We start from the raw sequence: 12,025 nt of genomic DNA, 5'->3' as shown, positions 1-12,025 counted from the left end.
TCAGGAGGAACAACACGACGACGACGGCACCTGGCTTCGCCACGCCCGCCACCTTGGGGGATGTGGAAGAGGGTTTGGTTCAAGCCCGGGGGAGGTGGAAGGGGAAGGGGGTCACGCTCAAGCGTGGGGGATGTGGAAGAGGGTCACGCTCAAGCCCGGGGGATGTGGAAGAGGGTCACGCCCAAGCCCGGGGGATGTGGAAGAGGGTCACGCCCAAGCCCGGGGGATGTGGAAGAGGGTCACGCCCAAGCGTGGGGGATGTGGAAGAGGGTCACGCCCAAGCGTGGGGGATGTGGAAGAGGGTTTGGTTCAAGCCCGGGGGATGTGGAAGAGGGTCACGCCCAAGCCCGGGGGATGTGGAAGAGGGTCACGCCCAAGCCCGGGGGATGTGGAAGAGGGTCACGCCCAAGCGTGGGCGGCCGTCAGGAGGCCGTGTGGAGGCCCTCGAAGGCCATGGTGATGACGTCGTCTGCCAGCTTCTCCGGCGACAGCGAGCCGCCGGGCTTGTACCACTCCACGATCGAGTTGATGGTGCCGAACAACAGGCGCGTGACAGTGCGGGGATCGATGTCCTGGCGCAGGGACCCGTCCTCGCGGGCGGCGGAAATCAGGGCAGCTACCTTGTGGTCGAACGCACGGCGCCGTTCCAGGGCATCGCGCTCGATCTCCGTGTTTCCACGCAACCGCAGCAGCAGGGTCACGAACGGGAGGCGATCCACCAGCACGGCGATGGTTTGCCGCAGGACGAACTCCAGGCGCGCATCTGCTGGTCCGGAGGTAGCCGAGGGTTCCTCGAGAATGGCTTCCAGGCCGCCCAACGCGTGGTCCAGGGCGAGCTTCAGCAGATCGCCCTTGGACGGCACGTGGTGGTAAATGGCTGACTTCGAGATCCCGAGGTTTTCAGCCAGGATGCCCATGGACGTTGCGTCGTACCCGTGGCGGTTGAAGACGTCGACGGCGATGCGGAGCACCGACTGCTGGTCGTAACCGGGCCGTCCGCGCTTGGTGGTGGTCTCAGTAGGCATGCTGGCATTTTCTCACGATCTCAGGGATGGTCAGCCCTTGGGGCGCAGGTCGTAGATGCGGCGGAGCTTCCCGTTGGACCGCTCAAGGGAGCCCGGCTCCACCACGTCTACTACGCACGATGACCCGACATGAATCTTGATCTGCTCCCGCAAGGTGTGGGCCGCCGTCGTGCTTGACTCGGGGGACACTGCCTCACGCCGCTCGATCCGGACCGTCAGCGAATCCATGCGCTTGCCCTCGGGGCGGGTGATTTCGAGCTGGAAGTGCGGGCTGAGTTCGGGGATGCGGAGGGCGATTTCCTCGATCTGGGACGGGAACAGGTTCACGCCGCGCAGGATGATCATGTCGTCGCTGCGGCCCGTGATGCGGCCCATGCGGCGGTGTGCCGGGCGCGCGGTGCCCGGGAGCAGGCGGGTGAGGTCCTTGGTGCGGTACCGGATGATCGGGAGCGCTTCCTTGGTGAGGGACGTGAAGACGAGCTCGCCGGGTTCGCCGTCGCCCAGGACTGTGGAGTGATCGAAGGGGTCGATGATTTCGGGCCGGAAGTGGTCTTCCCAGATGTGGCAGCCGTCCTGCGTTTCAACAGCTTCGCCGGCGACGCCCGGCCCCATGACCTCGGAGAGTCCGTAGATGTCGGAGGCCTTGATGTTCATGGTGACTTCGAGCTCGTGGCGCATTTCCTCGGTCCACGGTTCGGCGCCGAGAACAGCGTATTTGAGTGAAGTGGATGTGGGGTCGATGCCTTGTTTTGCCATGGCGTCGGCGATGGTCAGCAGGTAGGTGGGCGTGGCCAGGATGGCGTCCGGTTTGAAGTCCTGGATGAGCTGGATCTGGCGTTCGGTCTGGCCGCCGGACATGGGGATGACGGTGCAGCCCAGCGCTTCAGCGCCGGCGTGCGCTCCGAGGCCGCCGGTGAAGAGCCCGTAGCCGTAGGCGTTGTGGACCTTCATGCCGGGGCGGACTCCGGAAGCGCGGAAGGAGCGTGCCACCAATGTTGCCCAGTTGGCGAGGTCCTGCTTGGTGTAGCCAACCACGGTGGGGCGGCCGGTGGTGCCGGAGCTGGCGTGGATGCGTGCTACCTGGTCCTGCGGGACGGCGAACATCCCGAACGGGTATTCCAGGCGCAGGTCTTCCTTGGTGGTGTAAGGGAACTTGCCGAGGTCGCTGAGTTCGCGGAGGTCGGTAGGGTGCACGCCGGCGTCGTCGAACTTGCGCTTGTACAACGGCACGCGATCGTAGGCGTAGGCCACGGCGTGCTGGAGGCGGGTGAGTTGGAGGGCCTCGAGTTCGTCGCGGGAGATGGTCTCTTCACGGTCCAGCACGGCGTCAGTTGCCTTGGTGGGGGAAGCTGCGGGTGCGGCCACGGTGTTCTGCGTCATGGGATTTTCCTACTTCTTGGAGATGGTGCGGCTGCGGCCACGGAACTCGGCAATGAGCTCCCCGGGCTGGGTGTCGGTGTTGGAGGGGGCGTCGGGCGAGGCCGCATAGATCTGGATGTCGTAGAGGCCGCTTCGGCCGGTGCTCGCGCGGCGGTTTGCGACGGCGGTGATCACCTGGCCTTGGAATGCCGGCTTGATGAAGTTGATGTCGACGCCGGACGCCACCGTGATGTTGGCGGCTTGCTGGGGCGTGGGGTTGGCCGGGTTGCAGGCCAGGGCGAAGGCTGTGTCACCGAAGGCGAAGATCATTCCGCCGTGGGCCATTCCGAATCCGTTGAGCATTTCCTGGCGGAGGTGCATGCGGATGGTGGCGTGGCCGTCGTCGAGCTTGAGGACCTCGATGCCCATCCATTCGGACGCGTAGTCGTTCGTCAGGATGTGGTGCGAAGCACCGGAGAGGGTTGTTTCAACCATGCGTCATTGCCTCCAGCTTTATTTACCGAATGTTCATTAGGTAATCCCAGATCGCGCCACGTGTCAAGACTGGACCAGTATCTGCTCCCACCTAGTAGCCTCGAAGACATGCCCGAAATTGAGCTCCCCATCATCACAGACCGACTCATTCTGCGCCGTTTCGACGCCGAGGACCTTGAGAGATTCCACGGCTACCAGTCCCTTCCCGAAACGGCCCGCTTCCTTTTCCGCAACGAACTGAGCAAGACCAAGGCCATGGAAGTCCTGGGCCGCTACGCGAACTTCGAGTTCAAGCAGGAAGGCGACTGGGTGTGCCTGGCCATCGAGCGGAAGGACCAGCCTGGCCTCCTTGGCGAGGTAGTGCTGAAATGGCTCGAAGGGACCGGACAAGCCGAGGTTGGCTGGATTCTCCACCCGGATGCCCAGGGCCACGGCTTCGCCACAGAGGCAGCGGAGGCGGTCCTGCGGCTTGCCTTCGAAACGCTGTCATTCCACCGGGTTGACGCCAAACTGGACGCCCTCAACGAAGGATCGGCCGGAATTGCCACGCGCCTGGGCATGCGGCTTGAAGCCACCCTGGTGGATAACTGGCATTACAAGGGCCAGTGGGCAACGGAAAATATCTACGCGATTCTCGACTCCGAATGGCGCACCCGGCACCACCCCTGGACCCGGACCATCAACTGACGGGCCAGGTCTTGTGGTGCTTCAGCTGCTCGGTCAGCTGCGCCTCGGGCAAGGGCCGGCTGAAGTAGTACCCCTGGCCGCTGGTGCACCCGATGCTGAGGAGATACTCGGCCTGGTCGGCAGTCTCTACGCCTTCCCACACTGCAGCGAGGCCACAGGCGCGGATCAACTGCAGCACGGCGGCCAGCAGCGCGGGCTGGGACGGGTCGCTGCCCAGCGCCGAGAGCAGGGTCCGGTCCACTTTGACCGTATCCACTGGGAGCTGGCGCAGGTAGCTGATGGAGGAGTAACCGGTGCCGAAATCGTCGATTTCCAATCCCACCCCCAGCCGGCGCAGGCTGTTGAGCGTGTAGCGGTCAAGGTCGTTGCCTTGGATGACGGCGCTCTCGGTAAGCTCCAGGACCAGCAGCGACGGGTCCAGACCAGCCGACGCCAAGGCCTCGCGGACGTCTTCGATGAACTCCAGCCGCTGCAGGTCCGCCGCTGAAACGTTGATGCGCATGCTGAAGTTGTGACCCGCCGTGAGGGGGTCGGTACGCCATTGCTTCAATTGCTCGACGGCGGTGCGGAGCACCCAGCCGCCCAGGTCGGAAATCATTCCCGTTTCCTCGGCAATGGGAATGAACTCGTCCGGCATGATGAGCCCACGGGTGGGGTGGTTCCAGCGGACCAACGCTTCCACACCTTCGATTTCGCGGGTATCAAGCCGGATGATGGGCTGGTAGAACAGCACCAGTTGCGAGCCGGTGATTGCCTCTTTGAGCTCACCCACCAACTGGTTCCGCATCTGCCGGGCATGCAGCATGGCTGGCTCGAACACCTTGAGTTTGCCGCGACCGTCAGCCTTGGACTCGTACATGGCGATGTCCGCTTCCATCATCAATTCCTCGGCGCGGTGCCCGGGGTCCGCCATCCGCAGGCCCATGCTGGCCCCACAACGCAGGTGTTGCCCTTCAATCTCCATGGGGCCTATGACGGCAGCGAGGATCCGGTTGCCAATGGATGCCGCTGCGGCCGGGGTGACGTCGGGAATAAGCACGGCGAACTCGTCCCCGCCCATGCGGGCCACCATGTCCTGCTCGCGGACGGCCCCGGTGATCCTGGTGGCCACCGTTTCCAGGACCTTGTCCCCAATGGTGTGCCCCAGGGAGTCGTTGATTGTTTTGAAGCCGTCCATATCCAGGAGGAGGATGGCTGCTTTGAGGCCGCTCTCAACACCGCGTGCCTGTGCTTCGCTAAGCGCCGTGGCAAAAGCTGATCGGTTGTTCAAGCCGGTCAGGGGATCCGTCATGGCCATGTGCTGCATCGCCAAGTGGGCTTCGTTGAGCTGCCGGGTGCGCGCCTGGACCCGCTGCTCCAGTTCCTCGTAAACGATCTGCAGGTCCTCAGCCAGGAGGTTGGTACCCATGATCACGGCGTCGATTTCGTCGCGTGCGTTTGAGACTTCGATCCTCGTGTGGAGGTCACCGGCTGCCAGCTTGACGATGCCTTCCAGGAGGAGTCCCAGGCGCGGGTCGTTGCCGGAGTACATCTTTCCTTCGGACATGCTCACTCCCCGTGTGGCCCGCCTCGTTGCTCGTCGCTATGACGACGGTACTCCCTGACGGCCGCGCTGCGGTCAGGCAACGCTGCCTGCTCGAACAAAGTGGCGGCTTCCTCGAACGCAGCCAACGCATCCTCCCGTCGACCGGAGGCGAGCAGTGTCTTTGCCAAAAGGAAATGTGCTTCCGCCGAGGTTTGCGTTGCCAGAATGGAAGACCGGGCGCACAAGGGTTCAAGGATGGCGATGGCCTGCAGAATATCGCCGCCAAGGAAATACCAGTGGGCGCGGACCAGCGACATTTCCAGGTGGTCCCGCTCGGAGCCGCCCACAATGTCCGTTGCCAGCTCAGCCCTTTCAATGCAGCGAAGGGTTGCGGCGTCACTGAGTTTGGCCTGAAGGCGCATTTCCGCTGAAGCCCGGTTGAATCGAGCCCACAAATCAACGTCTTTGGACGGCGACAGCCTTTCGGCCGCGAGGTCGTGATATCGGCCGCCGTCGGCAACGCGATTGACCAGGAATGCCACATTGCCGATCACCCAGTAGCCCTTGCCGGCGGTGTCTTCATCGACGTCGTCGGTCAGCAGGGTTTCCAGAACCAGGGATTCGCGCCAGGCATCGTCCAGGAGCCGGCTCTCGGCCAACGCCGCGATCAGGGCACGCTGGGCCAGGATTTGGACGTACAGCAATTCGGGATCCCTGGCCGCGAGTTTCGCCGCATCAGCAGCCATGGTGGCCGCTTCGGGGAGCCTGCCCAACCCTTGGAAAGCCACGGCAACCATGGTTCCTGCCTTGGCTCCAAGCTCGGGCGAGGACGCGGTCAGGGCGTGGTCGTTCAGTTCCAGGGCGACGTTGAGGTATTCATCGATCCGGCCCTGGTCGCGGAGGCACTCTGCCTGCAGATACCGCATGTTCCACCAGGACTCGTCATCTCCGGCGATGGTGGCCAGCCCTGCAGCGTCTCCGGCAAGGCGGTAGGCCTCGTCGAAGTCCCGTTCCTTCCATTTGGCGCGTGCCGTGAGACCGGCAACGAGGTGGGAGGCGAGGTGCGGACTTTGCATGTGCCCATTATCCATGTCATTGCGGAAGAAAAGCTCGTATAGTTTGCAGCGTGACTTTATTCAAGTCACAGACAACAAATTCGCATCAGTACGAAAGGGCATAGCGGATGAAAAAATTTGCGGCAACCCTGCTCATGGCGGCGGTTCTGGCAGTAACGGGATTCGCTGCCCCGGCTAATGCCGAGCCTTCGCAGGACAGCACGGCAATCGGCTGGTGGCCGAACAGCATCACCACCACCAAGACGAGCACAACAAGCATCGGTTGGTGGCCAAACTAAACATTGGGGGAGAGCCTCTCAAGGCCAAATAACGTCAATTGATGCCCCGGGCTGCTGCCCGGGGCATCAGTTTTTGTTTAGCAGTATGTCGAGCATTAGTGACCACAGCGCACTAGCGCCGGCCCCGCGTTGACAGGGCTGTCACAGCGCGGGGCGGGTGATTACGGACCGCCCACGGGCAGCTCCACGGACACCGTGGTTCCGGACCCCAGGGTGGAATCCAGGAACATGCGGCCCATGTGCCGGCTGATGATGTCGTGCGCTATCGCCAGTCCCAGGCCACTGCCGGGGACTGCCGCGGACGTAGCATTGGAGGCCCGGTAGAAGCGGGTGAAGATGTGGGGAAGATCGTGCTCGGGGATGCCCAGGCCGTTGTCCGCGACCTCCACCAGCGCCAGTCCGCCGCCTTCGGAGTCCGAGACCGAACTGGTGATGCCCACCCGGCCACCCTCGGGGGTGAACTTGATGGCGTTGGCAACGATGTTGGTAAAAACCTGTTCCAGCTTGGCCTCGTCAGCTGTGACTTCGATGTCGTCCGTCCCCTCGGTAAAGGACAAGGAGACATGGCGGGATTCGGCCAGTGGCCGGAGGGTAGCCACCACCACCTGGAGGAGTTTGGCGATGTCCACCGGCTTGAGGTCCAGGTTGCTGCCATCCTGCATGGACACCGTGAGCATGTCCTCAATGAGCCGCCGGAGCCGGGTGGAGTTCCGGGCGATGACTTCAAGCATCTTCCTGATTCCGTCAGGAACCGGCCCGCCGGATCCGTCCTGGATCATGTCCAGGTAAGCGGTGATGGAGGTCAAGGGTGTCCGGAGTTCATGGTTGACCGTTGCGAGGAAATCGGTCTTTGCCTTGTCCAGCTGCCGCAGCTGGTGCAGGACCCGCTGTTGGGCGCTGATGAGGTGGCCTTGGATGAGCCCGTGCGCCACGTTTCCGGCTACGTGCTGCATCAGCGCGATCTCGGGGCGGGTCCACTCATGGCGTTCCTGGACGGTGGAGAGCAGGATGATGCCCATAGCGGACGCGCCCTCACCCACGGGGAGCAGGACCGTGGACACGGGCTTCAGCTCGCCGGACCATTCACGCAGAGCCTTGGCAATGCCGGAGTCCGGGTCTTCGCGGTGGTCCTCGACCGCCAGCACGTCCGCGTCGGCCCACAATCTGTTGGCTGCCTCGGCAATGGCGTTTTCGCTCTCGCCCAGCCTTGCCGGAAGCATCGAAAGACCGGGGCGGTTCCACTGTGCACGAATGCTGGGAACGCGTTCATCGCGGAAAGTAGCGAACCAGACGTGGTCCACGTCCAGAGCCTCCCCGAATCCACTCACCACGTGGTCAGCTATCAACTGGGGATCGTTGGTTTCCCGGATGGCCGAGGAGACGTTCCTGAGGCTTTCGCGCAAGGCTTCAATCTCGCTGCGGGAGCGTGAGCGCTCGGCGGCCAGGCCGATCAGCGTTTCAACGCGGTGGACCAGTTCTCCGGATCGGATGGGACTGACGACGTAGTCCGTCACGCGCCAGGATTCCACTTCCTGGAAGTCCAGGGATTCCTGCGGGGCAAGGATCAGCAGTATGGGAACCCCGGGGTTGCGCAGTCCGTGGGCCAGCGGGCTCTCAGCCACCACTACCGATGGGGTGGTGTGCTGGAGATGGGCGGCCAGGGCTGCCGCATCCGGGGCATGGGAAACGTTGAATCCCGCTTCGGCAAGGGCGGCCGTTGTCGCGGCCAAACGGTCCTTGTCTGAATCCGCCACTACGGCGGAGCGGGCATGCTGTACGTCGGCAACGGTCTCGCCCACTGAGCCCCTTCCGTTCCAACGTTTCATTCGCGGTGTTTCACGATGTGCCAACACACTATCAGCGGCTTTGCGGACAAAGGTGCCTGTGCGTCCATTGTGCCTGATGAGTCCTGGTCCATACCTTTACATTGCCCTTGGGATTCGACAGCCTTGAGGATGTCAGCAGGGGAGCATCGCCCGCCTCCCTTGCAGCAGGATCAATATGCAAGGAGCACTGTGGACCACCCAGCAACACCGCAGGATCACCAGAACGTATCGTTCGACCTTGAGCTTGAGGAACCGGGCATCCTTCGCCTGACGTGGCCCCGCGGAGCCCGGATCCAGGAATCCGATGCCCAGCGGGCCATGGACCGGGTGAACGAGCTCTGCGGGGAAGACCGCCATCCGATGATCGTGGACATGGCCACCACCGATGATGTGACCCGCGGTGCCCGCTCGGTCTTTGCCAAACCATGCCAGGCAAACCGGATCGCGCTCTGGGGCTCTTCGCCGGTGGACAGGGTCATTGCCAACTTTTTCCTCGGGATCATGAAGCCCCCGTGCCCCACCAAGTTCTTCACCTCTGAAACAGAGGCGTTGGAGTGGCTGGTGGAGGCCTAGCGCCACTTATATTTGGAGGATGTTTAGCGCGCTGCAGAAGTACCTGCTGATTCCCCGCCTCATCAGGCTCTCTTCCGCCGCCCCCAAGGATCCCCGCACTGCCTGGGATCGGTTCTGGGGCGATATTGGTTCCACCGGTGCCACGGGCGATGTCTTGTGGGATTCTGGCAGCGACCACGAACTCAACGGCTACCTCCCCAAACTGGCGCAGCTGGACCGTTCTTTGCCTGTGGTGGACGTCGGATGCGGCAATGGCAGCCTCACCCGTCTGCTGGCAGGCCACTTCCCGCATGCGCTGGGGCTTGACTACTCCGCGAACGCCGTCGAGCGGGCGCGGCAGGAATCAGCGGGAATCCCGACGGCGTCCTACGCCGTGTGCGACATGACGGCACCTGACGCCGCACTAACGGTGGCAACGGCCTTGGAAGCAGCGGGCTGGACCGGGGATGCGAACGTCTTCATCCGTGGGGTCCTGCACGTTCTGGACCGAAACGGCCGCTCTGCGTTCGCTGCGAACCTGTTGCCCGTCGTCGGGACCCGCGGCGGCGTCTTCCTGGCCGAAACCAACTTCCCCGGCACTCCGGTGGATTACGTCAGCCACCTTGGGGCCACCCGCAAATTTATCCCTGGCCCTTTGGAGTGGGCCATTCGGGGGCTGCCAATGCCTGGCCGGTTCGGGGCGGCCCAGCGGAGCAAGGCCTTCCCGACGGCGGACTGGACCCTGGTCGAGGAGGGCGCCACGAGCATTGAGACGCGTCCGCTGAGCAGCCCGTCCACCCCGGACCTGATCCCGGGATACTTCGCGCTGCTCCGGGCCCGCCGAGCCTAAGAGGACAAACTCCTACCTCAGGCCGGCGCCAGGCAGGAGTTCGGTGGCTCCCACGGAGTCGGCCACGAACGCATAGTCCCAGGCCCGCTCACGCCACTGCACGTACCTGCCCGAGGCTCCGCCGTGCCCGCCGTCCATTTCGATCTTCATGATGATTGGTTCCGAACCCGTGGACACTGAGCGCAGCGCCTGGACCCACTTGGCAGGCTCGACGTACAGCACACGGGTGTCATTGAAGGATGTCACCGCAGCGATCTTGGGATAGGCCGCAGCGGCCACATTCTCGTACGGAGTGTAGGACTTCATGTAGGCGTAGGCCTCGGGATCCGTGATCGGGTTGCCCCACTCCTCCCATTCCAGGGCGGACAGGGGAAGCTCGGGATCAAGGATGGTGGTCAGGGCATCCACGAAGGGCACCTGCGCTACCACTGCAGCGTATTTTTCCGGAGCCATGTTCGCCACGGCGCCCATGAGCAATCCGCCGGCAGACCCACCCATCGCTGCGATGCGCGACGGGTCAACCCAGCCCGACCCGGCCAGCCAATCCGTTGCGGCGATGAAGTCGGTGAAGGTGTTCTTCTTGGTGAGCTTCTTGCCGTCCTCGTACCATCGGCGGCCAAGTTCGCCGCCGCCACGGATGTGGGCGATCACCATGATGATGCCGCGGTCAAGAAGGGACAGCCGGGCCACCCCGAAGCCCGGATCCATGCTCATTTCGTAGGAGCCATAGCCGTACACCAGCCCGGCGTTCCTGCCATCCTGCCGGACCGAGGCGTGACGCAGCACTGACAGCGGGACCCGGGTGCCGTCGTCGGCGATTGCCCATTCGCGCGTGGCGACGTAGTCCTGCGCGGAGTAGCCGCCCAGGACAGGGCTTTCCTTGCGGAGGAGGAGCCGGCCCGCGGGCAGTTCGGAGGTGGGAAGGACAAAATCGTAGACGCGCGACGGCGTGAAGTAGGACGTGTATCCCATCCGGATCACGGGGGCCTCGTAGTCGGAACCGGCCACCCCGGCGGTGTAGAGCTCCTCGTCGAAGGCCGGCTCCACCGGGCGGCCCTGGGCCCCGGTGCCAAGCCCGGCCAGTGGCAGCACCTGGACCCGTTCAATGGTGTCCTTGCGGACGGACAGCACCAGATGCGTGGACGTCACGCCGGCGCCGTTGACGCGGACGTCGTCGGAATGTTCGACGACGGTACGCCAGTCCTGCTCTGCCAGCGGCTTGCTGAGCTCGGCCGGGTCCACCAAGCTGACCATCGAGTTGATGGCGTCCTTGTTGTGGGTCAGGAGGAGGGTTTCCTTCCCGTCCAGGACGAAGGGCTCGGCCTCGTACAGAAGGTGGTGGTCGCGGGAGATCACGGTGCTGAGGCCGGCGTCGTAATCGGCGAAGCGGAGCAGCCGCGTCTCGCTGAACTCCGAGCATCCGATGCTGAGCACCAGGTGGCGGCGGTCCGCGGAGAGATCGAAGCCCAGCCACATGGCGACGTCGTCCTCCTGGTAGAGAACCTCGTCCTCGGCCACAGGCGTACCGAGAACGTGGGCCTTGACCTGGTATGGCCGCCATGAATCATCCACCACTGTGTAGAAAAGGCGGGTGCCGTCGGGGGAGAAGGCCACCCCGTAAAAAATGTCCTCAATGACGTCGGGGAGCAGTTCGCCTGTCCGCAGGTCCTTGATCCTCAGGGTGAACCGTTCATCGCCTGAGTTGTCCACGGCGTAGGCGTAAAGGTTGCCGTCCACCGTCACCGCAGCACCGCCGACGCTGAAGAACGGTTGGCCCTCAGCTTCGATGTTGCCGTCCAGGAGGATCTGCTCGCCGTCGATTTCCACGCCGGGCTCCACGGACGGGGGTGTCCAGTCAGCTACGGGGTCTCCGGTGTTCGAAGCCAGGACGCGGCACTGGATGTTGTACTCCTTGCCTTCCACCGAACGGCTGTAGTACCACCAGCCGTCCTTGCGGCTGGGCACGGAGAGATCCGTTTCCTGGGTACGGCCCTTGATCTCCTGGAACATGGCCTCACGTAAGGGCTCCTGGTGCGCGGTAACAGCTTCCTGGTAGGCGTTCTCTGCCTTCAGGAGGTCCACCACTTCGGCGGATTCCTTGTCCCTGAGCCACTCGTAGTTGTCCACGAAAACGTCACCGTGGTGTTCACGGCGTGTGGGGATCCGCTTGGCGACAGGAGGCACTGCTGTGGATTCCGGAGCAGCGGCAGGGACCGAAGATGTGTGGCTCATGTGGCCACTCTATAGACGGGCCCGGACAACGAACCAGCAATTTCGCTCAGAGCGCCGGGCACGGTTTCCGGTATTGAGAGTGGCTTATGACTTGGAGCACTACGGCTGGGATTGGCGTCA

At 63.5% G+C, this 12,025-nt stretch carries 11 protein-coding genes; 4 read left to right on the top strand and 7 right to left on the bottom strand.

What is annotated here, in order from left to right; translation table 11 throughout:
• Nucleotides 1–422 precede the first annotated feature (422 nt).
• From LDN85_RS16915 to LDN85_RS16905, 3 genes are read right to left on the bottom strand one after another with little or no spacing between them, the layout of a single operon-like run.
• Nucleotides 423–1,025, bottom strand: coding sequence for a TetR/AcrR family transcriptional regulator (locus LDN85_RS16915; RefSeq protein WP_026546483.1), 603 nt, complete (start codon nt 1,023–1,025; stop codon nt 423–425).
• Between the two features lie 30 nt (nt 1,026–1,055).
• Entirely contained in the window at nt 1,056–2,405 is a 1,350-nt protein-coding gene (paaK, locus tag LDN85_RS16910) for a phenylacetate--CoA ligase PaaK (protein ID WP_223943609.1), read from the bottom strand.
• Between the two features lie 9 nt (nt 2,406–2,414).
• Nucleotides 2,415–2,879, bottom strand: coding sequence for a hotdog fold thioesterase (locus LDN85_RS16905; RefSeq protein WP_223943608.1), 465 nt, complete (start codon nt 2,877–2,879; stop codon nt 2,415–2,417).
• 108 nt (nt 2,880–2,987) lie between these two features.
• Here LDN85_RS16905 and LDN85_RS16900 point away from each other — a divergent pair, with 108 nt between their 5' ends.
• The gene (locus LDN85_RS16900) at nt 2,988–3,566 is read left to right on the top strand and encodes a GNAT family protein (protein WP_026541274.1); all 579 of its coding nucleotides are present in this window, start codon (nt 2,988–2,990) and stop codon (nt 3,564–3,566) included.
• Here LDN85_RS16900 and LDN85_RS16895 read toward each other — a convergent pair.
• Together LDN85_RS16895 and LDN85_RS16890 are read right to left on the bottom strand one after the other, a co-directional pair.
• A complete protein-coding gene (locus tag LDN85_RS16895; protein ID WP_223943607.1) occupies nt 3,559–5,112 on the bottom strand; it encodes an EAL domain-containing protein in 1,554 nt (517 codons plus the stop codon). The two genes, LDN85_RS16900 and LDN85_RS16895, sit on opposite strands and share 8 nt — an antisense overlap.
• Nucleotides 5,113–5,114: 2 nt before the next feature.
• Nucleotides 5,115–6,167, bottom strand: coding sequence for a hypothetical protein (locus tag LDN85_RS16890; RefSeq protein WP_035760890.1), 1,053 nt, complete (start codon nt 6,165–6,167; stop codon nt 5,115–5,117).
• A gap of 107 nt (nt 6,168–6,274) precedes the next feature.
• On the opposite strand from LDN85_RS16890, the gene LDN85_RS16885 reads away from it, so the two are divergent.
• Complete coding sequence (locus LDN85_RS16885; RefSeq protein ID WP_162150362.1) at nt 6,275–6,445, top strand: hypothetical protein; 171 nt, start codon at nt 6,275–6,277, stop codon at nt 6,443–6,445.
• Nucleotides 6,446–6,606: 161 nt separating this feature from the next.
• On the opposite strand, the gene LDN85_RS16880 is transcribed toward LDN85_RS16885, so the two are convergent.
• Nucleotides 6,607–8,244, bottom strand: coding sequence for an ATP-binding protein (locus LDN85_RS16880; protein ID WP_223945481.1), 1,638 nt, complete (start codon nt 8,242–8,244; stop codon nt 6,607–6,609).
• A gap of 216 nt (nt 8,245–8,460) precedes the next feature.
• On the opposite strand from LDN85_RS16880, the gene LDN85_RS16875 reads away from it, so the two are divergent.
• On the top strand, nt 8,461–8,844 hold the full coding sequence (locus LDN85_RS16875) for an STAS/SEC14 domain-containing protein (RefSeq protein ID WP_026541270.1): 384 nt from the start codon (nt 8,461–8,463) through the stop codon (nt 8,842–8,844).
• A gap of 19 nt (nt 8,845–8,863) precedes the next feature.
• Nucleotides 8,864–9,673 carry a class I SAM-dependent methyltransferase gene (locus LDN85_RS16870; RefSeq protein WP_223943606.1) on the top strand — a complete coding sequence of 270 codons (810 nt, stop codon included), beginning with the start codon at nt 8,864–8,866 and terminating at the stop codon, nt 9,671–9,673.
• A gap of 12 nt (nt 9,674–9,685) precedes the next feature.
• On the opposite strand, the gene LDN85_RS16865 is transcribed toward LDN85_RS16870, so the two are convergent.
• Nucleotides 9,686–11,905, bottom strand: coding sequence for a S9 family peptidase (locus tag LDN85_RS16865; RefSeq protein WP_223943605.1), 2,220 nt, complete (start codon nt 11,903–11,905; stop codon nt 9,686–9,688).
• Nucleotides 11,906–12,025: the final 120 nt, after the last annotated feature.

Source organism: Arthrobacter sp. StoSoilB20 (genome assembly GCF_019977295.1).
In the GTDB taxonomy this organism is placed as follows: Bacteria; Actinomycetota; Actinomycetes; order Actinomycetales; family Micrococcaceae; genus Arthrobacter; species Arthrobacter nicotinovorans_A.
The sequence above is the reverse complement of the archived record's forward strand: the minus strand, read 5'-3'. Positions and strand labels throughout refer to the sequence as shown.